Raw genomic sequence first — 26744 nt, forward strand, 5'->3', positions numbered from 1 at the left:
TCCGGAGACTCTGGCGCGACAACCGACAGGGCCCCGACGAAAAGGCCAATCAAGACGAGAGCCATTACACGGAAGTTATTCACTATTTAAGTTTTACATAAAGCCCATTTAATAACAAAACCGGCGCTTTGCTATGACCCGAGATTTAGTCGTACAGATTGCCCTGCCGCTCGTTTGACTCCGGGTCGTATCGAATTTCCCCCAAGCGTCTTAATCCCGGCACGCGATGCGTGGTGAAGTCGGCCAAGGAAAAAGAAAAAGTTCACCGCCCGCCGCGGCCGGTGAATGGGTAGTACGTTGAGCGCAACTCCACCTCCACGAAAGGGCTCCTCATAATGTCTCTCCCGTCCACTTTCGTGCGTCTGAGCCTCCTTCTCAGTGCCGCAGGCCTTGTAATTGCCGGGTGTGCGACCGCGCCGGAGCAACCCGAGGTCGATGACACCGCCCGCTCAGCTGAGGAATCTCCAGCGGCACAAGGGCAGTCGTCGGGAGGCATCAATGCTGACTTCTGTGACGAGAAAAACTTCACCGAGCAGGTCACTAATCTCAACTGTTCTGGTGGCGTCGCCACGTTTCGGTCTACCGGATTGCCGAGCCCTTCGGCCACTCTGATGGTGGGCATTACCGCGACCAACCAGCAGTACGCGAGGCCACACGACTACACGCTGACTATTCCGCTCACCACGACACCGGCGCCGGAACCCACCACCCCCATACCAGGCCCGATTGGTGTTGCGGTGGATGGCGTACCGCTGTTTAGCCCATGGACGCAAGCTGAAGCGCGGACCCATACGCAGGAGATGGGGGAACTAGACGTGTGCGGTGGGCATGCTGGCCGGGGTGACGATTACCACTACCACGTAGCGCCGAACTGTCTCATTGAGGAGCTCGGCGAAGAGCATATCGAACGAGAAAAACGCCCGATCGGTATTGCCAACGATGCAAACCCCATTTTGGCCCTCGGTTGGTTTGCGCAGAGCAACAGCGTAGAGGCTGAGCTAGATGACTGTCGGGGGATGTCTGATGACAACGGCACATACTTTTATAACGTTCAGCGCGATGGTCTTCACGACATTCTCAATTGCTTCACCGATCAGGTTCACAAGACCTCGAGGGACAGCTTCGAGATGCGAGTAGATTCGGCCGGCAACGACATCGTGGGCGCCAAGCTGGCCCTAGACGTGCGCTCGTACTCGTCCCCGGTCTACGGCGAGACCGTCTGCTACGTGATGGAGGGAGAGTTGGCCCGCACCGATCTCATCGACTCTGATGGGTCGATATCTTCTTACTCCGGCCCCGCGTCAATCTTTTCCTGCAGTCGCGAATGCTACGCCGAGTACTTCGAACCAGACGGTGGATACCCGGGGCGCTCGATGTTCTTTGAAGTCGTCACGACGGGCTGCCCCGCCGGCTTTGACCACACGTCCTTGATTCGTACAAGTCCCTACGAGGGCGCACCGATCCAGAAACGAGCCGCCAAGAACTAACACGCCTCGCCGGACACGATTGGGCCTTAGCGTGGATGGCCCGGTCATTCGGACGAAGCCACCGCGGGCGACTGAACAGACAGAACCCGTGTTGTACACCCCCCGGGACTCGAACCCGGAACCCACTGATTAAGAGTCAGTTGCTCTGCCAATTGAGCTAGAGGTGCTCTGGCCCGTCACCCGAACCGGTTGATAAGCCTAGCACCCCCACATCCCGCCGCAGAGAGGGCATGGGCGAGCCTAGGCTTCACCTCGCACCCCACTCCCACTGGTTCCAACGGGCACTGGAGGATGTGGTGACACAACCGCGGGCACACCCATTCGCACCGTCACTCGGTGGTGCGGGCAGCGAGCGCCGAGGCTCAGTTTCGGCAGACCTCCAGGTGCGCGACCTACCGTAAAGTGAAGTCACACGCTGTTTTTGAACCCCACCCACTCTTTTCCTGGAGGTCCCATGTCGACACAACTTGCCGCCGGCGATTCCGCCCCCGCCTTCTCGGCACCCGATAAGGACGGCAACACCGTTTCCCTCTCAGACTTTTCGGGCAAAAAGGTAATCCTCTACTTCTACCCGGCCGCATCGACGCCGGGTTGCACCACTCAGGCGTGTGACTTCCGCGACAATATGGCTTCGCTCCAAGCAGAGGGCTACCACGTGCTGGGGGTCTCGAAAGATGACCTCCCCAAGCTGCAGAAGTTTGCTGATGAAGAGCACTTGGGCTTCCCGCTTCTGAGCGACCCCGAGCTCGCAGTTCACAACGCCTATGGCGCCTACGGCGAAAAGTCGATGTATGGCAAAAAGGTCACCGGGGTGCTCCGCTCGACGTTTGTCATCGACGAACAGGGCACGCTCGAACACGCCCTCTACAACGTGAAGGCGACCGGGCACGTCGCGAGTTTGCGTAAGAAGCTCGGTATCGACGCCTAGCGGCCGTTGCGCTTACGGCGGTGTCCTAAACCGCGTCGCCGTGGCTGAAGTGTTCTCGCACGGTGGGATTGAACAGAATCAGCACAATGACGGTGACCGCGGGGACGGCGAAGCCGAGCGCCACCAGGGGAATACCAAATTCCCCGCTGTCGCTGGCGAGCCCGACGCCCATTTGGAGTACCTGCCACACCAGTGACGCACTTCTCGCCGCCGTGGAGCCTCGCCACAGGCCAATGGTCACCGCGGCCAAGCCCACAGCAAATCCGACCACGATGAGCGTGAGGAATATGGCGGAGGCGTAAGAATCGGGACCACCACTGATCAGCCCCAGTATGAGAACACCGGCAGCCACCGCGAGGGCCACGGTTTCGAGGCCGGAAATTCCCACCAAGACCCTTAATGGAGTCTGGGAATTTTCTGATTTCGCCAAATCTTTTATCCTTCAACTCTTGATTGAAGCCCCGGAGTGTGTCAGTCTAAACCCTAGTCTTCGCGACGTTCACACCGGAGTGGGCGGACTGTGGGTCTGAACGCGAACAAATCTGGCACCCACTCCGAAGCCGCGAGACACCCCGGATTCGAACGGCGAATCCCAGACAACACAAGGAGCAACCCCATGGACTGGCGTGACCGAGCTGCCTGCCTGACCGTCGACCCGGAACTGTTTTTCCCCGTTGGCAACACCGGACCTGCCGTTGAGCAGATCGATCGCGCCAAAGCGGTGTGCTCGACGTGTCCCGTCACCGAATACTGCCTGCAGTACGCACTGGATACCAATCAGGATTCTGGCGTCTGGGGCGGACTCAGCGAAGATGAGCGCCGCGCCCTGAAGCGTCGCGCTGCACGCGCACGCCGCGCGTCCTAACAGCGCCCGTCGCTACATACCCTCCATAAAGGACTACTCGCGAGCGAGTAGTCCTACACCGTGGGAACGGCTTGGGTGACGGGCTTTTCTTGCAGATACTGCAGGGGCACATCGATGACCACTTCGGTGGCCTCGCCCTGAGTGGTGTGCCAGGAAATAGTGCCGCTTAGTTCACCCTCGACGAGCGTGCGCACGATTTGGGTTCCGAGGCCCTCGCCGACCACACCGTCTGGTAGGCCACTGCCGTTATCGCGCACGACCACCCGCAGTCGTTCAGATCCGCGTTCTGCGGTGATGTGCACCACACCACCGACCTGACCTTTGACGCCGTGTTCGACGGCGTTAGTGACCAATTCGGTGAGCGCGAGGGCTAACGGGGTGGCATATTCACTCGGCAAAATGCCAAAACTGCCCGAAAAGGCGGGTTTGACCACCGGGTTTGTCCCCGAGGCCACCTCGGCGGCCAGGCTCGACACCCGGTCGAATACGGTGTCGAAGTCGACATTCTGGCTGAGCCCTTCGGAGAGGGTGTCGTGGACGACGGCGATTGCGGCCACTCGCCGCATCGCCTGGTTCAGCGCGTCTTTGGCTTTATCGTCGACCGCGCGACGCGACTGGATGCGAAGCAGTGAGGCGACCGTTTGCAAGTTGTTCTTCACCCGGTGGTGAATTTCTCGAATGGTCGCATCCTTCGTGATCAGTTCACGCTCTTGACGACGAAGGGTTGTGACGTCCCGACACAGCACCACCGCCCCGATGCGCTCACCCGAGGACTTCAGCGGAATAGCGCGGAGGCTGACGGTCACCCCGCTGGATTCGATTTCACTTCGCCAGGGCGCGCGGCCGCTGACCACCAACGGCAGAGACTCGTCGACGATGAGCGTCCCGGTGAGAAGCGACGTCGTCGCTTCAGCCAGTACTCCCCCCTCGAGCTCCTTGTCGTAGCCCAAGCGGCTAAAGGCGGAGAGCGCATTGGGGCTGGCAAAGGTCACTCGACCGGTCATATCCAGGCGAATGAGCCCATCGGAGGCCCGCGGAGCTCCCCGCGCGGGCGGCGAGGGGCCATCCGGGTCCGGAAACTGACCCTCTGCCAACATCCGAAAGAGGTCGTTGGCGCACTCGTTGAAGGTGAGCTCGAGCCGTGAAGGCATTCGCGATTCGCTCAAATTGGAGTGCCGGGTGAGCACCGCCACCGGTTGGCCTGCGTGTTCACCGGCATCCCGCGGCAATACGCCTCGTCCGGGAGCGCCCCGCCTGCCCACCGGCACAGCGCGGAGGCGAGCGGGAGTATTTTCATACCAGTCGGGTGCACTCGAGTCGACGATTGTCGCCGTCTGGTGCGCCTTGTCGATGAGTTCTTTCCACTCAGCCCTCGGCGCACTCCCCACGACATCTCGGTAAAACAGGGTCGCCGAGGAGGAGGGACGCTGGTGGGCGACCGCTTCGAAATCGCCCTCGGCATTGGGAACCCAGAAGACGATGTCGGCGAAAGCGAGATCGGCGAGGAGCTGGCCTTCGCTGACGACCTGGTGAAGCCAGGCGTAGTCTGCTTCACCCAGGGTCGACTGGGCGAAGCGCTTATCGCGAGCAAGGGCCATATCTCTTAGCGTAACGCGGTGAGCTCCAGCCAACGCCGACGAAGCCTGGCCACCCGCGAGGAAAAAAATCCTGTGGGGGCGGGGGCGGAGTGACCCTGGGCGGCGGTGCGCCGTGGGGTGTCGGAAGCGCCCACTGGAGGCATCGGACGGCCACTATTTACTCTCGAGCCAACCGGCTTCGTCTCCAGCGGGCGGGTGGGATGCGCGGAATCGAGATGCCCAGAATCGGGATGCCCGGAATCAAGAGCCTCGACAAAACCCGCCAACTCGTGACGCAGGGCGTGGGCAAAGCCCGACTGGGGGTTAACGTCGATGGGGCTTAGCGCCCGGCGCTCAGAATCGACACACAGTGGCGTGTCTCGCGGTAGCGAGGCGTAATCATCGAGGCCCGCAAAGCGCCAGAGCGCCTCGCGCAACATCGCCTCATCCCCTGCCGCGCGCCGGGAAGTATCGACACCGTTTAGCCACACCCGAACGGGTGTGCCAGACGCCTGTGCCTCCAATTCCGGCATGGCGCGGGCACAGCGAGCTACTCCCGCGGGACTCACCCCACACACGGCGACGATGTCGTCTGCTCGCTGTAACAGGTGAGCAGTAATTTCCGCCCCGGCGCTGGGGCGATCTTCGCCGCGCAGGGGGACATCGCTTCCGGTATCGACCAGGACCACGTCGAAGAGCTCCCGCAAGAGTGCGAGAAGGGCATCCAGTGAATCTCGGGGCACCTCGCCGGGTAATAGCGCTCGGGGGGCGCCGGTCAGAATGGCAAATTCGGTGGGAGGGGACAGGTAGCGGGAGACGAGTCGCTCCACGTGTCGCTGGTTCAGCTCGCCTTTTCCGGCCAACCGAATCGCCGCGAGAAAACCGGGTATCGGGTCGAGGACTCCGAGGGCTGTGGAAATCACTCCCCCGCGAGCATCGGCGTCAACGACGCAGACGCGAAGTCCCTGCCTGGCCAACACACTGGCCGTACTCACACACAGGGTGCTCACCCCGGGTGCACCGTGTGGGCCCCAAAAAACCCTGAGCGTACCGAGCCGGGACGGACCAGAGGCCTCGGCAAGCGCATTGGGTGAAAGCGCATCGGGTGGAAGCGCATCGGGTGGAAGCGGTGAGCCGTTCGCCCCGCTTTCTGGTGTGGGACTCTGACCGGTCACCAAAGCCACGAGGTCTTCTGGTTGGTAGAGCCGGTGGCCCACCCCGCGCTGGTCGGCCCACTGCTCTGCGCCGGGGCGAGTGATGAGGGCCGCCAGCATGATGCCCTGCTGATCGGCTACTTGAACCAGCTCCTGGGTCAGCAGGGTGTCACTGGCTTCTGCCACCACAAGGTCGAGTCCGCCCACGGCGACAAACTCGCTCGCTTCCCTCGCATCGGAGCTCACCCATTGGGTGTCGACCACACCCGCCGGGAGTCCCTGCTGGACGACCAGCCAGTGGGCATCGTCGAGTACAAAACCGGTACGCACTAGTTCGCTCCGGGTGGGACAAAGCGAGGGTCCACAGTGGGACTGAGTTGTATGTCGAAATCGTTCGCCTGTGCGTGTATGAGTGCGGGTAGGTCCCGGCTGCCTACCGCCAAGTCCACTCGCACCAGTTCGGGGTTTGCCGCAAACCCTTCTTCTGCTCGGATGGCCACAATCCGGGCCGCTGGGGCCGCGACCGCCGGGATGGCGTATTGCTGGTTTTCTCGGGGGGCGCTAATCCAGACATCGACGTAATGGCCGGCAGTGAGCCAACCGGCACCCCCACCGTTCACCTGCACACTAAAGGCACTCTGGTCGGTCGGCTCTGGTTCCAGAAAGTAACTCTCGAGCAGCAGGCTTCCCCCGGAGAGGCTCATGCCGGCGACCAGGCCGCCATCCTGCTCGATGGCCTCGGGCGTGAGAAGGCCCGGGTTGCCTGAAGGTGTGGCCAAATAGACCGTCTGGGTGACCACGTCAGTCAGTGGCTGGCCTGGGCTGACCTCTTGGGTGGTGATCAGGTAGGGCTCCAAGGTATTGACGCTACCGACCACCCACCAGACCCCACCCACAGAAATTCCGACGATACCCAGGCCGACGACCAATCGGATTACTCGCCCGCGCCGCACGTGTGTACTCACCGCTCGCTACCCTCCTCTGCCCTCACGACTGCGTGGTTGTTGTCTTTGCTCCAGGCTCCAGGGTGCCGAGCTGCGCCGGGTGGCATCAGAAACTATCCCCAGGCTCTAACCAGCGCAGGTAATCCACACTCGCGAGGGGAATCACGAGACTCTGCGGCGAGGAATACCCCTGGCCAGAAACAGTGAACCCCGGAGGTCTCCCCGTGGCTGGTCCCAGTCCGCGCCGGGGAACTAACTCGAGGTAGTCCTCGCCGAGGTGTTCCACGACGCCGACGTGTTGGCTACCGCCTGCACCCAGAGCGACCCGAGGATTTTGCCGAATGCTCTGGGCGGCGGCCTGGAACATCGACACCCCAACCACGCGGGTGTCGGCCACCGGGGCGTCGACCAACTCTGGCGACCACAGACCCCGCACGGCCGTGAGCGCTCGGTAGCTCACCATGACCCCTCGCGGATCAGCGCCGCTGGTCTCCCCGGAACACCACGTGGTCCCGACCGCGCGCAGCGAGACTCTCCACCGCAGCGCACCGACCAGCTCGATTTCCACAGATTCACCGCGTACTCGATGAGCCGCCAATCTCTGCGCCAGAGTGTGGGGCCTGGTGGTACCTCGCTGCGCCGGGGCCAGCGTCGCGTCCAACGACCACAGGGCCGAGTCATCGTAGGAATATTTCTCGGGTTCAGAACTGATGTTGTCGGGGCTCACAAGAAAAAGATAAAAAGTTGACACGATTTTTTTCTCGACTTATCCACATTTTTGCGCCACGCTCCCTGATACGTCCCCCCACCTGGCTACGGTGACCCTCACCCAGCCAATCCTCCAACCCGGGGCAGGCGCCCCAGTAAGGACGACGCAATGCCACACAACACCAGCACACCGCAGGGATACGTCGCCTGGGACCCAGCCGACACACTCGACTTTCGCCGCTACCGACAGGTAGAAAACTCGGAAGCATTTGGCCCCCAGCCCACATCCTCACTCGACCTGCCCGACCCCAGAGATTTCGCTCTGCGTCTTGTCGCGGGAATTATCGAATGCGTCTACGGGCTGCGCGAGCCCGCACAGTTTTCCCGGTGGGTCACCGAAGACGTCTACCGGGCCGTCGCCAGCAGAGCACAGCGGGTGTCCGTGGGCCACAACCCCCAGCGCTCACACCCCAACAGACCCCAGTTCAGTATCGGCAACGCCATCGTCAGCACCCCTCGAGACGGCGTGGTCGAAGCCTCCGTGATCGTGCGCGGCCCCGCCCGAGTCCGCGCTGTCGCCCTCCGACTAGAAGGGATCGACTACCGCTGGCGAGCGACCTCGTTCAGCATGCTCTGAACGGGAAGTGGCGACTACTTCTTGCGCCGCTTCGCGGCGCGGCGCTGGGCTCTATTCGCTGAGGACTGCTGGCCCTGTTGGCCACCCGATTGCTGGCCGAAGGTGCCACGAGTCGCGGTGCCCGGCGGTGGGGCCGGGGCCGTCTGGCGAGCCGCTGGGGCGCCCACTTGAACGCCCGGTTGCCCCTGGAAGGTCTGACTCACCGCCGGAGCTTGGGCCGCTTGAGGGGTTTGGACCACTTGACCGGACTGGTTTCTCACCTCGACATCACCGTCGGCGGTGGGGGCCGTGTAGCTGAGGTTTTGTTGCGGCGCCTGGTCCATCAGTCCCTTAGCGGAGACGATGGGGCCCACCTGGGCGGTGGGTTGCTGGATTTGCACCTCCAGGTTGAACACGTAACCGGTGGTGTCTTCGCGGATCTGGCCCATCATCGACTGGAACAGTGAGAAGCCTTCGCGCTGGTATTCCACCAGCGGGTCACGCTGGGCCATCGCCCGAAGGCCGATGCCGTCTTTTAGATAATCCATCTCGTAGAGGTGGTCACGCCAACGACGATCCACCACACTCAACACCACTCGACGCTCCAGCTCCCGCATCACCGTGGAGCCCAGGGCTTCCTCGCGGTTGCGGTAGGCAATCTGGCAGTCGGAGAGGATTTCTTTGGTGACGTCCTCAACGGTTGCTCGACTACCGAGCTCTTCGACGAGTTCATCGATGGTGATGCCCACCGGATAGAGGGTCTTCAGCTCGGTCCACAGCGCCTCAAGGTCCCAGTCTTCCGGGGCGACGCTGCCGAGCTTCTCCGCGATGACCGTGGTAACCGTCTTTTCGACGAATGTGTTGACCTGGTCGGAAATGTCATCGCCTTCGAGAATTTGTCGCCGGTCCTCATAAATCGCTTGGCGCTGGCGGTTCAGCACGTCGTCATATTTGAGGACGTTTTTGCGTACGTCAGCGTTCCTGGCTTCCACCTGCGACTGAGCGGACTGGATGGCACGAGAGACGACTTTGGATTCGATGGCGAGGTCCTCGTCGTTATCGCTCGTCCTCGCCATCAACGACTGGGCGGCACCGGCATTGAACAGGCGCATCAGGTCGTCTTGGAGTGACAGGTAGAAGCGGGACTCACCCGGGTCGCCCTGTCGACCCGAGCGACCACGTAACTGGTTATCGATCCGGCGCGACTCGTGGCGCTCTGTGCCCAAGACGTACAAACCGCCCACGGCGCGAACTTTTTCGCCCTCTGCCTCGCAGCCAGCCTGCACGCTGGCAAACACCTCGTCCCAGGCCGCCTCATACTCTTCAGGGGTCTCGACCGGGCTCAGACCTTTTTCCGTCATCTGCTGGACGGCCAAGAATTCCGCGTTTCCGCCCAACATGACGTCGGTTCCACGACCGGCCATATTGGTCGCCACGGTGACGGCACCGAAGCGCCCCGCTTGGGCGATAATCGACGCCTCACGGGCGTGGTTTTTCGCGTTCAACACTTCGTGTTTCACACCCGCTTTCGCGAGCATTTGGGAAATGCGCTCCGACTTTTCCACGCTGGTCGTTCCCACCAACACGGGCTGGCCCTTCTGGTGGCGCTCGGTGATGTCGCGGGCGACCTGACGGAACTTGGCGTCTTCGTCGCGGTAGATCAGATCCGACTGGTCCATTCGAATCATGGGCTTATTGGTCGGGATGGGGACCACACCCAGCGAGTAGGTGCTCATAAACTCGCCCGCTTCGGTCTGCGCGGTACCGGTCATACCGGAAATTTTCTTATACAACCGGAAGTAGTTCTGCAGGGTAATCGTCGCCAGGGTCTGGTTTTCGGCCTTAATGGCCACACCCTCTTTCGCCTCAATGGCCTGGTGGATGCCCTCGTTGTAGCGGCGGCCGGCCAGAATACGCCCGGTGTGCTCATCGACGATGAGCACTTCACCGTTAATGACGACATAGTCCTTATCGCGCTTGAACAGGGCGCGCGCTTTAATGGCGTTATTCAAAAACGAAATCAGCGGGGTATTGGCCGACTCGTAGAGGTTGTCGATACCCAGGTAGTCTTCGACTTTTTCGATTCCCGACTCCAACACACCGACGGTGCGCTTCTTCTCGTCGATTTCGAAGTCCTCTTCGGGGACTAATCGCTCAGCGATTTTCGCAAACTCCGCAAACCAGCGGTTTGCCTCCCCCGAGGCGGGACCCGAAATGATCAGCGGCGTCCTCGCCTCATCGATCAAAATGGAGTCGACTTCATCGACAATGGCGAAGAAGTGACCGCGTTGGACGCGGTCAGCTTTCGCCAGGGCCATGTTGTCGCGCAGGTAGTCGAAACCAAACTCGTTGTTCGTGCCGTAGGTAATGTCCGACTGGTACTGGAGTCGACGCTCTTCCGGGGTTTGACCGGAGAGCACACAGCCGGTCGACATTCCCAGCGCCCGGAACACCCGGCCCATCAGTTCAGACTGGTATTTCGCCAGATAGTCATTGACCGTCACCACGTGCACACCGCGGGCGGGCAGAGCATTCAAATACGCGGCCAGCGTGGCCACCAAGGTTTTTCCCTCACCGGTTTTCATCTCGGCGATATTGCCGCGGTGGAGGGCGGTGGCGCCCATAATTTGCACGTCAAAGTGTCGAAGACCGATCGTGCGCTTGGCGGCCTCCCGAACGGCCGCGAAAGCCTCCGGAAGCAGGTCGTCGAGCGTTTCCCCCGCGGCGTAGCGCTCACGCAGGTCGTTGGTCTCGTCCTTCAATTCCTCATCGCTCAAGGACTGGAAGTCGTCCTCAAGGTGGTTGACGGCTTTTACTGCCTGGTGGAGATGGCGGAGGATTCGACCCTCGCCGATGCGCAATACGCGCTCAAATGGATTAGCCACGAACTATCTCGCCCCTTACCGAGGTTGTGAAGATTACTGCCTCATGCTACCAACCAGCGCTTAACTCTCTTCCAGAGCAATCACGCCGTACTGCCAGCCTTTGCGTCGATAGACGACACTCGGTCGCTTCGTGTCGGTATCGATGAAGAGAAAGAAGTCGTGGCCGACCAGTTCCATCTTGTCCACGGCTTCTTCGGCGCTCATCGCCTCCGCCGGGAACAGCTTCTTGCGAATCATCACCGGGCTGTCGGAATCCTCCGCTGCGGCCAAATCCTCTTCGCTGAGGGTGGGAATGGTCCCCGTCTCGACGCGGCGAATGACTTCCACACTCGCCGGAGTGATGTCGATATCGGCAAACGACTCGGCACTGACTTCACCCATCGACTTCGAGCGGTGTTTACCGTGTTGGGGCTCGCGGCGTTCTTTGGCCCGGCGCAGCCGGCGCACCAAATGGTCGACGGCTTCGTCGAAGGCGGCGTATTTGTCGGCATTTCGCGCCTCGGCGCGAATGACGGGACCTTTTCCGATCACGGTCAATTCGACGATGTCTTCTGAGGGGCCCTGCCGGCTGGAGTTTTCGCGGTTGAGTTTCACCTGAAACGTCATGGCATTTTCCGCAAGAGCCAGCACCCGGTCAGATTTTTCGTTGACGTAGTCGCGGAAACGATCGGGAATAGCAATGTCGTGGGCGAGAAGAGTGATGTCCATAGCGACCTCCAGATTTTTCTCATGTGCGGTATCCCGCAGATGCCGTAGTCCCACAGCGTAGTCCTCAACTTTTTTGCCCGGCACCGAAGAGTGTTAGCCAGAACGCGCCGAGAGCACCAGGGCACCCACCACCACTCCCCCCGCCCGCTGCACCGCCGCCGCGGCGTGCTCCAGCGTGACTCCCGTGGTGAGGACATCGTCGATCAGGATGACGGGGTGGCCGCGAAGCCACGAGCGTGCGACAAAACGTGACGGTTGTGCTAAACGCGCACTCCTGGTTCGACGCCTCCGTCGGTGCGGTGGGGACAGCCACTGACCGAGGGGCACTCCGCCTCTGGCCCGGCGAAGCCCCTGCCGCACCGCAAACCCTCCCCCGAAGTGAGCAAGGCGACCGCGGGGCAGTGCGCTCTGCGCCATCGAGTACTGGGGTGTGGTCGACGGTGTGGTCAACACCGCCCGGAGGGTGGCTTCGGCGAGCGCCAGCGTCGGCTTCGTGCCCCGGGCAATCCATCCGCCGAGGGACGAGGGAACGGGAACGAGCAGGACGACCTGTTTGGCGGGCAGAGCGAGTCTCTCCAGTAACCCAGCCATCAGGACTCCAAAGGGTCCAGACATCCGGTGCGCACCGCGGTCTTTGAAGGAGACGATGCTGCGCTGCCAGATACCGGAATGGTCGACCGCCGCCCACACCGGGATACCCCAGAGTGCTTCTCGCCACGCCAACGTGGGTTGGTGGTGGCGGGTGGGGGTCGCCTGGCAGTGCGGGCACCACTGCGTGTCGGGCTCACCACAGCCCACACAGGACACGGGCAGTAACAGGTTGATGACCGCTCGAATAATTGCTCGTGAGTCCATCGGTGCAGTATCGATAAGGCCCTGCGGGCTTTCTGCCCGAGTCCTTCTTCTGCGCGAAGCCGTCTGGCGAGCGCGGCTGTGGACAGTGCGGGTGTGTGGGTTCGTTAGCGCTGCGTGGCCAACACGTTGGCTCGCTCGCCGGTGGACTGCCAGCCATTACCGCGGGGCTGCAAAATGGTGCCCTGGTCGGTCAGTAGACGAAGACCCGATACCCCGCCCACTCCGGCGACCAGGGTCTGTGGTGCACTGGGGCGACCGGCCAGGCTCACCTGGCCGTTGACGTCTTGGATGACCACTTCGCCGGCTTCGCCCTCGCGGGTCACAATCGCCACCGTGGTGTCATCGACAAAGGCGGCGTCGACCGCGGTATTGGCGAGCGGGGTCAGTTCGACAAATTCACCGAGGCCCAAGGGTTCGCAGTCTGGCCCGCGCTGAATTCCCGCCAGGAGGACGCGAACCCCCTGGTCGGTTTGGACCAGGAACAATACGCGGGTGTTGTCGCGGGCGATTTCCATCGTGACCACGGAAGATTCCACCGGCAGGTCCACCGGAAGGGCGATGGCGTTACTCTCCGGGTCGACCACTACCCGAGGAAAGACCCGCAGGGCGTCCTCACCGGGGGTGCTCGTCATCGACCAGGTATACCCGCAGGAGTCGATGAAGGGGCGGATGAGCTCCTCGCGCACATCCCACGGGTCATCAGCCACCCCGCTTTCGGTGACCCGCCACACCCCCGCCTCACCCAACACCGCGGCGTGCTGGAGGGATTGATTGAAAAACACCTCTTCGGGTCGAAGCGTCACAATGGTCCGCTCCAGCCCTTCGATGCTGTCGATTCGACCCGCTTGCAGGTAGCCAAAGTCGAGGCCCCGCACGACGAGGCTTCTCGGGTCGCGACCGGAGGTGAGGACAGGCTGGTTCTCATCGGTGGTGATGATGCGCACCGGTGTCTGGTTGTAGGTGATGATCGCGTCGGAGACGCCCGAAATTTGTGACAGCGTTGTGCTCAGCTGAAAGAGCATGCGCTCGCGCTGGGTGGCGTTGGCGTCCACGACCGCCTCGTTGACGTCGACTTGGGCTTGACCGTCCACGACCGGAACCGGGGAGAGGACCAACTGGGTCCCCGAGGGAAACGCGGAGGCCGTCACCCCGCCCGCCAACCAGTAGGAGGGCTCCTGAAAGAGCCCACGCACGACTTTGCTCAGGACATCGCCTCTCGAGGCAAACCAGCGCAGATCGGGAACCAACTCGCGGTAGTCCGCCGAGTAGTAATAGAGCGGGTAGCTCTCGAACGCTTCGCCAAACGACGTATCGGTGAGGATGATCCCGTCGGGGGCTTGGGAGATGCGCCACTGACCCGCCTGCTCCTCGAGCTCGAACTCCAAAGTCTGAGTGGTCGGTGACGCGGCCGCTTCGTAACGACCAGAGTCGTCAACGCTGGCAATGATTTGCGCTTCATAAACCAGGCTCGCCCCACCCTGGTCGATGATGCGCGATTCGCCCTCGCGAATCAGAGCCGACTGATTGGGGTTCCAGCGATCCGCGAAATCCTCGGTGAGGAAGCTCCTGGCCACCCGGTAGTTATTCTGCGCGGCGGCGCCGGCCGCCACGAAGCCCTCCAGAATGTCCTCGGGGCTTGCGCCCGTGGAGGGACCCGGAGGGAGAAAATCGACATCGTCTTCGCTCACCACGCTCTGCGGATCGACCGCCTGGACATCGCCCGACGAGGGTATTTGCGTGCACCCGGAAATCACAAAGACCAGCCCGAGCAGCATCGCCTGGATCCGCCACAGACCACCGCGCGCCCTCACGGCGTCACCTCCGCAGCCCTGGTGGACTCGTCGTGGTCTGGACTCACATCGAGGTGGTCACTCTCCGGGGGCAGTGGCAAGGGCGAGCGCTCGACCACCTGGCCCACCCGGCGCGGCAGGGTGACCCGAAAACAGCTGCCCTCGCCCGGCACCGACCAGACATCGATGAAGCCGCCGTGGGCAATCGCGTCTTCCTGCGCGATCGCCAGACCCAAGCCGGTCCCCCCTGTGCTTCGCTGCCTCGAGGGATCGGCGCGCCAAAAACGATCGAAGACGCGCGCAGCCTCCTCCTGGTCCATTCCCACACCCCAGTCGCGCACCGCGACCGCCACGGAGTCCTGATCGGAGTCGACAAACGCGACAATGGGCTTGCCTTCACCGTGATCGATCGCGTTGCCGACAAAATTCAGGAGAACGCGACGCAACCGCCTCGAGTCTGCTTCGACTTCGCCGTAGCCACCGAGGACTTCCAGCACGAGCGACGACCCGCGCTGAGTGGCGATCGGCGCCAACTGTTCGAGGCAGTCCTCTAGCAGTTCGACCAGGTTCACTCGGTCGCGATCGAGTGTGACCGCTCCGGCGTCGTATCGACTGATTTCTAACAGGTCGGTGAGCATCAGTTCAAAGCGTTCGATTTGGGCGACCAGTAGTTCGATACTGCGCTGGGACTCGGGCTCCCAGTCGTTCCTTTTGTCGTGGAGGACATCGGCGGCCAACCGAATGGTGGTCAGCGGTGTGCGCAGCTCGTGGGACACGTCGGAGACAAAGTGCTGTTGGAGCTGGGAGAGCTTCGCCAGTCGAACAATTTGGGACTGCATACTGTCGGCCATTTTGTTAAACGACCGGGCGAGGGTGGCGATGACGTCTTCACCGCGCTCGTGAATACGATCCTCCAAATACCCTTCCGCGAGGCGCTCTGCCGTTCTCGCGGCCAATCGAACCGGCCCGATCGCCAAGCGCACCACCAACCAGGTCACCGCGGTGATGATCACGACGAGCAGGATGGAACCGGCGATCAGGGTTTGCTGGACCAGGGTGAGCGTCGACTGCACCCCGGAGAGGTCGTAGACCATGTAGAGCTCGTATTGCCCGGCGCTTGGCACCTGAATCACCGAACCGGTGACCAGCGCCGGAATCAGCCCCGTATCCCCCTGGAGCGAGCCCGATTGGTAGTGCACCTGGCCGGGGTTTTGCACCACGGCTTGGCGAATTTGACTGGAGACCACCGAAATATCGAGCCCCGCGGTCGACGTGGAGGTCATCGTTTGGTCGGTAATTTGCCCCGGTGTGCGCAAAATGGCGAAGCCGCCCGCTCCGGGCGAAGACTGTGTGGTGCGAATCGCCGTTTGCGCCGAGGAGTTCGCGGTTTCCACGTCGATCGTTCCCGCCTGGGTGACCGAATTATCAAAAAGCGATTGGACTTGAGCGCCGGTGCGCACACTTTCCACCACGATTTGATCGCGGCGTGACTCGAACAGGCTGTCTTGAATGGTCAATGACATGTAGCCGCCGATGACGGTGACCGCACCACCGGAGAGTAGGCCGGCGACGACCACCGTGCGAGTCAGTAGCGATACCCGCCAGAGCCGAAAGGGACTGGCCAACACTCGGCGTAGCCAACGAAGGCTGGCCCACATCATTCGGCCTGGCTCAACCCTTCAGCGCTCTGGAGCTCTCCCGAACGGTAGCCCACACCGCGCACGGTCTCGATGACAACCGGGTGGTCCGGATCAGACTCTATTTTGGAGCGAAGCCTCTGGACGTGGACGTTCACCAACCGGGTATCCGCCTTATAGCGATACCCCCACACTTCTTCCAGCAGGGCTTCGCGGGTGAACACCTGTTGGGGTTTGAGCGCCAGGGTCAGTAGCAGCTGAAACTCCAGCGGGGTGAGGTTCACCCGTTGGCCGTCGCGGCGCACTTCGTGGGCGGGCACGTCGATGAGGACATCGGCGATGCGAATTTCGGTGTGGTGGGTCTCCTGCGTGGGGCGGAGCCTGGTGCGGATCCGAGCCACCAACTCTTTGGGGTTAAACGGTTTCACGACGTAGTCGTCCGCTCCCGATTCCAACCCCCGCACCACGTCAGCCGAATCCGATTTCGCGGTCAGCATGATGATCGGGATGCCACTCATTTCCCGGATTTTCTGACACACGTCGACGCCGTTCATCCCGGGCAACATCACATCGAGCAGCACCAAATCGGGGGTGCCAGCGGCCAAATGATCGAGGGCCGCGGGGCCGTCCGAGGCGAGTACCGTGTCGAAGCCTTCGCCGCGGAGCATGATCGAAATCATCTCCGACAGGGCGAGATCGTCGTCGACGACCAAAATGTTCGCCACGTCACTCACCTCCCGCCACTGGGACTCGATCTAATGGAGCATGAGCCTACACCGGTTATCCCCCGGTTTCCCGGGGGATAACGGTTAGTAGCGGTAGTGCTCGACCTTGTAGGGGCCTTCTTTGGCGACACCGATGTAGGACGCCTGCTCGTCGGAGAGTTCCGTCAGTTCCACACCGAGGGCGTCGAGGTGGAGTCTGGCGACCTTCTCGTCGAGTTTCTTCGGCAGCATGTGCACCCCAATGGGGTAGGCGTCGGGGAACTGGTAGAGCTCGATTTGGGCGAGAACCTGGTTGGCAAACGAGGTACTCATCACAAAGCTCGGGTGTCCGGTCGCGTTGCCGAGGTTCATCAGGCGACCCTCGCTCAGCATCAGGATGCTTCGGCCAGTGGGCAACTGCCATTCGTGCACCTGGGGCTTGATTTCAATGCTGGTCGCCCCTTCGAGTGATTCCAACCCGGCGATGTCGATTTCGTTGTCGAAGTGTCCGACGTTGGCGATAATCGCCTGGTGTTTCATCGCCATGAGGTGCTCGAGGGTGAAGACGTCTTTGTTTCCCGTCGAGGTCACAAAAATATCCACCTGGTCGATGACACTCTCCAGCTTGGCGACCTGGTAGCCGTCCATGGCGGCCTGCAGGGCGCAAATCGGGTCGATCTCGGTGATGATCACCCGAGCGCCCTGACCGCGAAGCGACTCCGCTGAGCCCTTGCCGACATCGCCGTAACCGGCGACGAGAGCGACCTTGCCGCCGATGAGGGTGTCGGTCGCGCGGTTGAGACCGTCGACCAGCGAGTGCCGGATACCGTACTTGTTGTCAAACTTCGTCTTGGTGACCGAGTCGTTGACGTTAATCGCCGGAAAGAGCAGCGCGCCGGCGTTGAAGAACTCGTACAGGCGGTGCACACCGGTAGTCGTCTCCTCGGAGACACCGATGATGTCGCCGGAAATTTCGGTCCACTTGCCGGGTGACTCGGCGAGGTTCTTCGCCAACACACCCAACACGACGCGCCACTCGGCGGGGTCGGAGGCTTGGGGTTCTGGAACAGCACCGGCTGCTTCGAACTCGACACCCTTGTGCACGAGCATGGTGGCGTCGCCACCGTCGTCCAGGATCATGTTGGGGCCGTTGTGGCCGTGAGCCGACCAGTCAAAAATCTGTTCGGTGCACCACCAGTATTCGTCGAGGGTTTCACCCTTCCAGGCGAATACGGGGCTTCCCTGGGGGTCCTCGGGGGTGCCATTTCCGACAACGACCGCGGCAGCGGCCTCGTCTTGGGTGGAGAAAATATTGCACGATGCCCAGCGCACTTCAGCACCGAGGGCGACGAGGGTTTCGATGAGGACCGCGGTCTGCACGGTCATGTGCAGTGAACCGGTGATCCGGGCGCCCTTCAGGGGCTGATGCGGGCCGAACTCGTCACGAAGGGCCATTAAGCCCGGCATTTCGTGCTCGGCGAGTCGAATCTGGTGGCGGCCCGACTCAGCGAGAGACAAATCGGCCACACGGTACTGGAGTGGAGTAGTAGTCAACATGCTTCATATTGTGTCACCAGAAAGCTGACAGAGTCGTCATTGCGGGTAAACACTTACCCCACAGCCGCTCCGACCCGGTCACATCGGACCCCGCGGCCTCACGCTCCGGCGATCAGCGCCTGGACTTCGTCGGTGATGGCCTGGAGGGTCTCCGGTGAGCCCGCCTCGACATTGAGTCGAAGAAGCGGCTCCGTATTCGACGCGCGGACGTTAAACCACCACATGGCCTCGCCCTCGGCGGGTCCGATCACACTCAACCCGTCGAGCCGGTCGATGCGCGCACGCTCAGAAAAGACCTGTTCGATGCGTGCCACCACGGCCGAGACATCACCCACCCGGGTGTTGATTTCTCCCGACTGCAGGTAGGGCATGTAGTCCTGGGCGAGGGCGCTGAGCGGAGCATCGGACGCCCCGCGCTCTGCTAGGACGTGCAGGGCGGCCAACATGCCCGAATCGGCGCCGAAAAAGTCCCGGAAGTAGTAGTGCGCGCTGTGTTCGGCACCAAACACCGCACCCGTCCTCGCCATGTCGTCTTTAATGAGCGAATGGCCGACCGCGGTGCGCATCGCCTGGGCGCCCTCCGCGTCAATGGTTTCTGCCACCACGCGCGAGCAAATCAGGTTGTGTAACACGGTGGGGTGATCTTCCCCCAGGTCCGCTCGCACCCGCCTGATTTCTCGTTTGGCCACAATCGAGCCGACCACACTCGGGCTCACCGGATCGCCGTGTTCATCGACCACGAAACACCGATCCGCGTCACCGTCGAAGGCCAGGCCGACATCCGCGCCGTGGGCGACGACCGCCGCCTGGAGATCCACCAGGTTTTTCGGCTCCAGGGGGTTTGCCTCGTGGTTCGGGAAGGTGCCATCCAGTTCGAAATACAGCGGGATAATCTCCAGCGGGAGTCTCTCGAGTCCGGCCCCGGCCTCCAGCACCGCTGGCACGGTGTAGCCGGCCATCCCGTTGGCGGCGTCGACGACGACTTTCAGTTCTCGCCCGGCAGAAATATCGACCAGACTGCGCAGAAACTGCGCGTAATCGGCCAACACGTCAGATACCCCGGAGGGCTCCGCCGGGATCATCGGGTCCAGACCCTTGGCCAACCACTCTTTGGCGCGGTCTCGAATAGCCGAGAGGCCGTGATCGAAACTGACGCCTTTGGCGCCCGCCTTGGCAAACTTGATGCCGTTGTATTCGGCAGGGTTGTGACTCGCGGTGATCATCGCCGCCGCCTCATCGAAGCGCCCGGAGGCGAAATAGACCATGTCGGTGGAGGCCAAACCGATCGAGCGCACCCTCGCGCCGGCATCCCTCGCGCCCGCTTCCAATGCTCGGGCGAGCTCGGGCGAACTGGGGCGCATGTCGTGGCCGACGATGAAGCCGGCATCCAGAAGACCGAGTTCTTCGACCACTCCAACCCCCAGGGCGTAGGCCACGCGGGGGGTGAGCTGGTTTTCCACCAACCCCCGAATGTCGTAGCTTTTGACGATGTCGTCGAGAGCGGCTGCGGCGACAGAGTCGAGGGAATCGTCGGGGGAGCTCACCCGGCCAGCCTAGTCACGCAATCAGCCTCTTCACGCAATCGGCCTCGTCACGCAATCGGCCTCCTCACACGATCGGCCTCGTCACGGTGAGGCTCGTCAGTCGACGTGTAACTCGGGCCGGTAGCGCACCACCTGCCAACCCTGCGGCGCCGTGAGAGACTGCGCGTGAGGTGCACACAGGTCGTAAGAGTGGGGCTCTGCCTGCTGAGCGAGCGGACCAATCACCACTTCCTGGTCCGCGTAAACATAGGTCAGGGTGTGTTGGGCGGTGAGTTCGCAACTGACTTTGCTGCAACGGCGCTCGGGGGGTCGTCGCTCACGCATAATGCCCCAGGCTAACGGCGAGGCCACTACCGTGGAGGGATGACGCGCAAGAAGCCCGCACTGGCTCGGTCCCCCCGCGGCCGCGCTCGCCGTCCGGGTCGCTCCCTGGCGGTGGGACCCCTGCTCGCTCCCAGAAGACGCCGCTCGGATGCCTTTATCGACATCGTCGAAGCGATGATGGACCACCTGAAAAAAGTGGCACCCGAGCAGCTTCAGGAGACCATTCTCGTCATCCACGCGATGCCCGACCAACCCTCCACCCTGCCGGGTGTCGCCCGCTGGCGCGTCGATAAAGCGGCGAACACCGTGCACCTGTTTCGACTGCCGATCGAGCGCCTCGGCCACCACCACCCCGAAGACCGTTGGTTTGAGCGCATGGTGGTCGAATCGGTCGTCATCAGAGCGGTCGCCGAACTCACCGGGATGGACCCCTGGCAACTTGCCCCCGGCAGGGGGAGCTAACCGGGCGAGGCGCACTGCCCACACGCGGGCCCACACCCCTGCCAGACCCCTGCCAGCACTCCTGCCAGCATTCCTGGCGCTAGCGTGCGTAGACGAGGATTTCGGGGGAGGTTAGCGGTGGCGGGGTCGCCACGAGGTTCGACAACTCGCCGTCTTCGCGCAGGACCACACCGATGGCCACCGGAGTATCCGATTCGAAAAGGTATGCACCGCCTGCGCCACCCAGGCTTCGCACGCTGAGGCCCTGGGCGGGCAGGTCAATCTCACCACCGGCGAGTACCTCTTCGCCGTCCTCTGCGACCCGGGCGTATTTGAGTGTTCCCGGCTGGTCGGAGTTGTTCACCACGTGCAGGGTGGCCTCTGGCCCGCCGGGGATGACCACACTGCCCGGCCCGTCGATCAGGGGTGCGGTGGGTAACCACGCCAAATCGGTGCGCGACTCCCCCACACTGGAGTGTCGAATACCGGAGACGACGGGCTGGTCAGATTCGACCACCACCGCCGCGTGACCCTGACCCAGAGTGTCCAACGCCACGTCGAACACGCGGCCCGCTTCCAGTGAGACGTCACTGACGACGTCCCCGGCGACGGGGCGGATCACTCGCACCGTCGCATTGGCGTCGGTCTCCGGGGAGAGCAACCGCAGCACGGGACCGATGTCGCTGTAGCCCTCTTCACCGCTGACGCGCGCGAGCGCGTCCTCAGATTCCAGCCACACCCCGGGCAGAACCCGCAGGGTCGACGGCGGTCCTTGGAGCCCCACCAGGTCAACACCGTCCGGGTCGAGCCCGCGAATCAGCGCCGCGTGCAGCATCACACTCACGGGTGTGCCCGCACTGGCCACCGCGATCACCGGTGAGGCCTCGGCGGGGGCTAACCCGGCCAAGCTGAAGACCCGCCGCTCACCGGGCTGGAGCAAAATACCCCGCCCGGAGGGCGCCGTAATCGGCCCGGATTCGCCGTAGAGGGTGAGGTCAACACTCGCCGAGACAGAACCGGGGTTTGATAGCGAAATCACTCCTTGGCGGCCCACAGAAGTGGAGCCCGCGACCAGCCACCCTTCGGAGACGGGGGCCTGACAGGTCTGTGCCGCCAGACCCCACGCGAAGACACTCTCGATGCGGGCGCTACTCGCCCCACCGAGAAAACCGGCCTCGGCGGGTTGTTCGATAAACACCGGTGGTGGAGCAAGCTCACCCTCGGTGCCGGCAAATTCTTGGAGGAAATCTTCTGATTCCAACTCCACCTCGGTGGCCGCTGCACCCAACCGGGTGAGCTCGGGGTCAGAAAAACCCCGGGGGGTGGTCTCCTGCGCGACGTAGGTCAAAAACGGCCCGGCACACACCACCTGCTGGTTGGGTGCGTCGGCACTGGCCGGTAGGGGCTCGAGTGACGGGGCTGGACCGGGCAGTCCCGCCACAAAAGACTGGGGAACATTCTGGCTGACCAAAACGAGCGAGGCGGCAAGAAACAACAGTCCGAGGGCACCCGAGCCGATGCGCGCCAGTGACGCCGTGCCCGCGGGCACGCGCGGTGTCATGGGCACCTGGGTCTCTTGATTCTGCGCGTCTTGATTCTGGGTGTCCGGCACCTGCGTGTCCGGATTCTGGGGGTCTGGATTCTGGGGGTCAGTCATCGGTGTCCTCGTCTAACACGCGCTGTAGCGATGAGGCGTCATCGCCCTCTTCGGACCGGCGTCTGGGTCTGCGCTCGGTCGGCAATGCCAAGACGCCCCAGAGCAGCCAGCTCGCCAGCCACAGGCCATCGGCCTGTGCCTGGGCGGGTGTGGGGGAGAGTTCTTGCGGTGTCTCCTGGGAGTCGAGGTCGACCTGGAAGAGCACCGAGTCCTCGGTGGTGCCCGACTGGATGAAATAGGGACGCTGTCCCATTGTGCGCGCCGCATCGCTCTCGGGGTTGCCCTGAAACCAGATGAAGCGAATCTGCTCGTCGAGAAGACCCTGACGAGGATCCGTGCTGGTGGGTTGCACGATGGCCGCCACCAGCGATGCGCGGGTCACGGAAGCCGAATCGGCTTGGGCGGGGCGCTGGCGATAGAGCGAACTGCTCCGCTCCAGAGTGTCGCCCACGCCTCGAACCACTACAGCCTCAAAGACTCCCGGTTCCACACCCTCGGTGATCACCAGGGTTCCCTGTTGCGGGTGTGAACGCGCTTCGGCGGCGACAAGTGCCGGCACAGTCCTCGCTTCACTGCGTGCCTGGAGTGTGGCCGACTCACTCCAGAGGCCCCCGCCAAGTGGCGCAATGGCGGCCAGCGCGGCGCCGACCGTGGCGGCGGCGAGAAGCCCGGCAGACACCCGGCGGGCCACCACCCCGGAGCCCCAGGCGAAGGATTCGGGCTGTAGTTCATCGAGGGTGGCCGCGGCGGCCGCGCCGAGCCCCAACACGATGAGCATCACGGCGCTCCCGGGCCACACGAAAACCGGTTCAGTGCCCAGGTAACCCTGGGCGATCCCCGGCGCCACGGCGGCAGTGATCACACCGGTGAAGACGAGCGCGCCCAGTGCGACCTGGATGTCTGCGCGCCTGGTCGAAAACACGGCGAGGGCTAAGGCGATGAGGGGAATGGCGAACCAGAGGGCCAGCGGCGCGAGGGCCAGGCTCACACCCGCGAGGTCGGCGCTTGGTGGCGTGAGGGGCCAACCCAAGAGATACCACCACCAGTTGGTCCCGGCAGCGCTCTGGGCGATGCCCGGGTCGGCAAAAAACCGCCCCAGTCCCTCCAACAGGGCGATGTCTCCCGGGGCGCCCCAGCGGGGTATCCACCAGACCAGGGCGGGAATGAGGGCGAGGGGCAGCGTGCCCAGCAGGGCACGCGCCGGCTGCTTCCACCCGGCGATGAGGACAACAACCAACCAGCCGAAGACGACCGCCGGCCACAACACGGGCGCGAGCGCGGTCACCAGGGCAGTGGCAAAACCGCCCGCTGCGGCCCGCTGCCAAGAGGTGTGGGCACTCAGCATGGTGGCCAATAACCACGGCAGGGCCATGTGCAACAGCACGGCCTGCCAGCGTCCCTCGGTCAGGGCGAGGAGGAAAGAGGGTTGTAAGACCCAGAGCAGGGCGAAGACTGTCGTCGCCAATTGCCGCTGTAAAAACTGCGAACCCGCCCACCAGGCGATCAGCCCGGAGAGCAGCGGGGCGGCAAACCACAAGCCCACGAGGGCGAGCGACGGCTGCCACCAGGTGATCGAGCCAATCAGTGCGAGTACGAGCGCAGCCGGATCAGCCGGGATCAGCTGCTCACCCCAGACGTTGCCGACCGTATACGGCTGCAACCAGCGCACTTGCGCCCACAGGGATTCGATGCTGGTCGCCAGGGGCAACATACCCCCGCCGACCAAGGCACGCGCGCCCACCAGGGGGCCAGAAATCAGGGTGCCAAGTGCTGCCAGGCCCACAATGAGCCAGGCTCCCGCCGGCCAGAAAGCCGGTCTGGTGCGGGACCTGGCGGACTCTTCGGCCGAGGCGAAGCGCGCTTCCGCGCGCAGTTGTCGACGGCGGCGGTGATCGCCTGGCGACATGCGAAGCGGGGCAAGGGCAGCCCAGGCCACCGTTTTGGACTGGCTGAGGCGCGCCTTCGCGACAATCGCCTGGGGCAGGCGCCAGAGGGCGGCCAGCGTGGCGACCACTTCGGACACGGCGAGGTCGGGGCGTTTGGCGGCAAACTGCCACCCAGAGCGCAGCAGCGCACCGGGAAGCGAGAGCAGCACCAGGGGGATCAGCGCCCACCACGCGCTGTAGGCAAAGCGTCGATACAACCAGGCGGCGCGATCCAGGCGAAACATCGTGGCGGCACCCAGGTCTTTTCCGGCTCGCCAGTCGGCGGGACCCCGCTCGACGTAGACCACGGCGGCCGGCACCGCCAGTACCCGATGTCCGGCGAGTCGGGCGCGAATACCCAAATCGAGGGGTGCATCGAGTGGGTCCAGGGCGGGATCGGCGCCACCGAGGGCGTCGAATACCCCCAGTTGGATGAGCAGGCCGGCATCCCCGACGGCCATGACGTCACTCATCCGGTCGTATTGACCCTGATCGAGTTCGCGGTCCACGATCGCTTGGCGCTCACCCCAGGTGGTGATGGTCTCACCGAATTCGCGCAACCATCCGCCGTGTTCGGACATGCGCTGCTTGGGCCCCGCCATCACGACGCTCGGCGCACCGTCGACGGCGGAGTGCAGGTGGGCGAGAGCCTCTTTATGCGGGGTGGTGTCGTCTCGCAGCACCCACATCCAGCCTTCGTCGGGCAGTGTGCTTCGAGCCAGGTTGAGCGCCTCCGACCAGCCCATGGCCTGGCGGCCGGAGAGGATGGTCACCGAGTGGTCGCGGCCTAGTTGCTCGCGAAACATCTCCTCGGCCGAGGCGTCCCCGGTGAGGTCGACCACAACGGTGCCCTCGGGAGCTAGTTGTTGTCCCCGGAGGGCTTCGAGGGTCTGAATGAGCCGATCGCCGCGCCTGCGGGCGATGACGACGGCGTGGACCCGGCGGCGCATCTCCCCGCTAGGCGCGCCGGCGCAGGCGACGACGCTCGCGCTCGGAGAGCCCACCCCAAATTCCGAAACGCTCGTCGTTGGACAGAGCGTATTCCAAACACTCGGAGCTCACTTCGCACTGCTGGCAGATCTTTTTTGCTTCCCGGGTGGAGCCACCTTTTTCGGGGAAGAATGCTTCGGGGTCTGTCTGCGAGCACAGTGCGTCTGCCTGCCACGCCAACGCGCCATCGTCGTCGTCGCGAACACCCGGGATGCCCAGTTGAACCGGGTCGACAAACCAGTTGTCTGGTACTGAGTTGCGAAACTCCGCCACTCTCTACTCCTTTGCTGGTACCGCCACAGGCCACGGTACTGCCAGTATTACATCGGTGTAATTACCCCCGCGTCAAGTCCAGAAACCCGGTTTTTTCACGCTTTACTAGAAGGTCAGTCCCGACCCTCGTTATTAAAGTCCGGTAAATAGGGGGCTGGGGCGCTCACTGTGAGGAAAACCCTATTCGCCAATTAGTTGAGCGACACGCCGTGGGCCGCAGAATATTCCCGCCACGCGGAGCCCACCATCTCGGCGACCGACTGGTGCATCGCCCAGCCCACATCGCGGGCGGCAGCCTCACCGGAGGCGACGACTTTCATCGGATCGCCGGCCCGGCGGGGGCGCGCTTCGGGTTCAAAGTCAACGCCGGTGACCTTCGCCACCTCGGCCATCATCTGCGCCACACTCGAGCCGGTGCCACTACCGAGGTTGTAGGCACTGTGCAGGGACTCACCGGCGACCAGCTTTTCGGCCACCTGCACGTGCGCATCCGCGAGGGCTTGGACGTGGATGTAGTCGCGGATGCAGGTGCCATCGGGGGTGTCGTAATCGGTACCAAACACCTGCGGGGTCTCTCCCCTCCTCAGTGCGGCAAACACCATGGAGAGCAGCGAATAGGGGCTGGTGTCGTAAATACCCGGCACTCCAGAGCCGACGACGTTGAAATAGCGAAGCGAACAGTGCCTCAGCCCCGTGGCAACGCCCTGATCGCGCAATATCCACTCGCCCACCAGTTTGGATTCGCCGTAAGGCGATGCGGGGTTTTTGGGGGCGTCTTCTTCGATTACCGGTGCATCGACATCGCCGTAGACGGCTGAGGTCGACGAAAACACGATGTGTCCCACCCCCGCACGCTCCATCGCCTCCAGCAGTCGAAGCATTCCCACCACGTTCTGGTCGTAAGTCACCAACGGCTTGTCCACGCTGACACCGGCGTGTTTAAACCCGGCGAAGTGGATGACCCCGTCCACCGCGTGGCCAAACGCCTGATCCAAGGCCGCGGGGTCGGTCACAGACCCCTCCACCAGCAACACCCCGTCGGGCAGGACCTCCGCCCGGCCCGAGGAGAGGTCGTCGATGACGACCACGTCGTGGCCCGCGGCCACCAGCGAATGGACGGTGTGGCCCCCGATATAACCGGCGCCTCCAGTGACGAGAAATTTCATAGTCTGGAG

General features: G+C 63.0%; 22 protein-coding genes, 1 tRNA gene and 1 pseudogene. 5 read left to right on the top strand and 19 right to left on the bottom strand.

All coding sequences use genetic code 11. The features are described from left to right. Positions 1–335 precede the first annotated feature (335 nt). Positions 336–1487: a YHYH protein gene (locus RI518_RS04170; protein WP_310689445.1), complete on the top strand. Its 1152-nt coding sequence runs from the start codon at positions 336–338 to the stop codon at positions 1485–1487. Between the two features lie 94 nt (positions 1488–1581). On the opposite strand, the gene RI518_RS04175 is transcribed toward RI518_RS04170, so the two are convergent. Next, positions 1582–1654: transfer RNA gene (locus tag RI518_RS04175), tRNA-Lys, on the bottom strand. Between the two features lie 287 nt (positions 1655–1941). Here RI518_RS04175 and bcp point away from each other — a divergent pair. Then, the gene (gene bcp / locus RI518_RS04180) at positions 1942–2415 is read left to right on the top strand and encodes a thioredoxin-dependent thiol peroxidase (RefSeq protein ID WP_310672292.1); all 474 of its coding nucleotides are present in this window, start codon (positions 1942–1944) and stop codon (positions 2413–2415) included. Between the two features lie 25 nt (positions 2416–2440). Here bcp and RI518_RS04185 read toward each other — a convergent pair whose 3' ends face one another. Further along, positions 2441–2806: a hypothetical protein gene (locus tag RI518_RS04185; RefSeq protein ID WP_310689446.1), complete on the bottom strand. Its 366-nt coding sequence runs from the start codon at positions 2804–2806 to the stop codon at positions 2441–2443. Between the two features lie 225 nt (positions 2807–3031). Here RI518_RS04185 and RI518_RS04190 point away from each other — a divergent pair, with 225 nt between their 5' ends. Next, positions 3032–3280, top strand: a complete 249-nt coding sequence (locus RI518_RS04190; RefSeq protein WP_104914001.1) for a WhiB family transcriptional regulator — start codon at positions 3032–3034, stop codon at positions 3278–3280. Between the two features lie 53 nt (positions 3281–3333). On the opposite strand, the gene RI518_RS04195 is transcribed toward RI518_RS04190, so the two are convergent. From RI518_RS04195 to RI518_RS04210, 4 genes are all read right to left on the bottom strand, one after another. Beyond that, on the bottom strand, positions 3334–4878 hold the full coding sequence (locus RI518_RS04195; protein WP_310672288.1) for a histidine kinase N-terminal domain-containing protein: 1545 nt from the start codon (positions 4876–4878) through the stop codon (positions 3334–3336). A 5-nt stretch (positions 4879–4883) separates the two neighbouring features. After that, positions 4884–6341 (bottom strand): hypothetical protein, encoded by a 1458-nt coding sequence (locus tag RI518_RS04200; RefSeq protein WP_310689447.1) that lies wholly within the window; start codon positions 6339–6341, stop codon positions 4884–4886. Then, complete coding sequence (locus RI518_RS04205; protein WP_310672286.1) at positions 6341–6976, bottom strand: hypothetical protein; 636 nt, start codon at positions 6974–6976, stop codon at positions 6341–6343. The genes RI518_RS04200 and RI518_RS04205 overlap by 1 nt, the downstream gene beginning before the upstream one ends. Positions 6977–7061: 85 nt before the next feature. Next, on the bottom strand, positions 7062–7706 hold the full coding sequence (locus RI518_RS04210; protein WP_310689449.1) for a hypothetical protein: 645 nt from the start codon (positions 7704–7706) through the stop codon (positions 7062–7064). A 126-nt stretch (positions 7707–7832) separates the two neighbouring features. Between RI518_RS04210 and RI518_RS04215 the strand changes: the two genes are divergently transcribed. After that, complete coding sequence (locus RI518_RS04215; protein ID WP_310672284.1) at positions 7833–8300, top strand: Rv3235 family protein; 468 nt, start codon at positions 7833–7835, stop codon at positions 8298–8300. A 14-nt stretch (positions 8301–8314) separates the two neighbouring features. Here the strand turns inward: RI518_RS04215 and secA are convergent, their stop codons facing one another. From secA to RI518_RS04260, 9 genes and pseudogenes are all read right to left on the bottom strand, one after another. Then, entirely contained in the window at positions 8315–11164 is a 2850-nt protein-coding gene (gene secA, locus RI518_RS04220) for a preprotein translocase subunit SecA (protein ID WP_310672283.1), read from the bottom strand. A 60-nt stretch (positions 11165–11224) separates the two neighbouring features. Then, complete coding sequence (gene hpf / locus RI518_RS04225) at positions 11225–11872, bottom strand: ribosome hibernation-promoting factor, HPF/YfiA family (RefSeq protein WP_310672282.1); 648 nt, start codon at positions 11870–11872, stop codon at positions 11225–11227. Positions 11873–11965: 93 nt separating this feature from the next. Beyond that, positions 11966–12727, bottom strand: a complete 762-nt coding sequence (locus tag RI518_RS04230) for a phosphoribosyltransferase family protein (protein WP_310689450.1) — start codon at positions 12725–12727, stop codon at positions 11966–11968. 104 nt (positions 12728–12831) lie between these two features. Next, positions 12832–14538: a GerMN domain-containing protein gene (locus RI518_RS04235; RefSeq protein WP_310672146.1), complete on the bottom strand. Its 1707-nt coding sequence runs from the start codon at positions 14536–14538 to the stop codon at positions 12832–12834. Beyond that, positions 14535–16178: an MtrAB system histidine kinase MtrB gene (gene mtrB / locus RI518_RS04240; protein ID WP_310672147.1), complete on the bottom strand. Its 1644-nt coding sequence runs from the start codon at positions 16176–16178 to the stop codon at positions 14535–14537. Before mtrB ends, RI518_RS04235 begins: the two co-directional genes overlap by 4 nt. Next, the gene (gene mtrA / locus RI518_RS04245) at positions 16175–16879 is read right to left on the bottom strand and encodes an MtrAB system response regulator MtrA (protein WP_310672149.1); all 705 of its coding nucleotides are present in this window, start codon (positions 16877–16879) and stop codon (positions 16175–16177) included. The genes mtrB and mtrA overlap by 4 nt, the downstream gene beginning before the upstream one ends. Positions 16880–16963: 84 nt before the next feature. Next, complete coding sequence (ahcY, locus tag RI518_RS04250) at positions 16964–18415, bottom strand: adenosylhomocysteinase (protein WP_310672150.1); 1452 nt, start codon at positions 18413–18415, stop codon at positions 16964–16966. A 98-nt stretch (positions 18416–18513) separates the two neighbouring features. Next, a complete protein-coding gene (locus RI518_RS04255) occupies positions 18514–19959 on the bottom strand; it encodes a phosphomannomutase/phosphoglucomutase (RefSeq protein ID WP_310689454.1) in 1446 nt (481 codons plus the stop codon). A gap of 111 nt (positions 19960–20070) precedes the next feature. Continuing rightward, positions 20071–20283, bottom strand: a pseudogene (locus RI518_RS04260) (DUF3499 family protein); the annotation flags it as partial. 39 nt (positions 20284–20322) lie between these two features. Here RI518_RS04260 and RI518_RS04265 point away from each other — a divergent pair. Continuing rightward, positions 20323–20745, top strand: a complete 423-nt coding sequence (locus RI518_RS04265; RefSeq protein WP_310672153.1) for a hypothetical protein — start codon at positions 20323–20325, stop codon at positions 20743–20745. 79 nt (positions 20746–20824) lie between these two features. On the opposite strand, the gene RI518_RS04270 is transcribed toward RI518_RS04265, so the two are convergent. The 4 genes from RI518_RS04270 to galE all read right to left on the bottom strand — a co-directional run bounded on the left by RI518_RS04270 (position 20825) and on the right by galE (position 26735). Further along, positions 20825–22381 carry a DUF5719 family protein gene (locus RI518_RS04270; protein ID WP_310672154.1) on the bottom strand — a complete coding sequence of 519 codons (1557 nt, stop codon included), beginning with the start codon at positions 22379–22381 and terminating at the stop codon, positions 20825–20827. Further along, positions 22374–25256 (bottom strand): glycosyltransferase, encoded by a 2883-nt coding sequence (locus tag RI518_RS04275; RefSeq protein ID WP_310689455.1) that lies wholly within the window; start codon positions 25254–25256, stop codon positions 22374–22376. The genes RI518_RS04270 and RI518_RS04275 overlap by 8 nt, the downstream gene beginning before the upstream one ends. A 7-nt stretch (positions 25257–25263) precedes the next feature. Then, a complete protein-coding gene (locus tag RI518_RS04280; protein ID WP_310672167.1) occupies positions 25264–25515 on the bottom strand; it encodes a WhiB family transcriptional regulator in 252 nt (83 codons plus the stop codon). 245 nt (positions 25516–25760) lie between these two features. Next, positions 25761–26735, bottom strand: coding sequence for a UDP-glucose 4-epimerase GalE (galE, locus tag RI518_RS04285; protein ID WP_310672156.1), 975 nt, complete (start codon positions 26733–26735; stop codon positions 25761–25763). Between the last annotated feature and the right edge of the window lie 9 nt (positions 26736–26744).

This window comes from Pontimonas sp., from assembly GCF_031581085.1.
Taxonomy (GTDB): Bacteria; Actinomycetota; Actinomycetes; order Actinomycetales; family Microbacteriaceae; genus Pontimonas.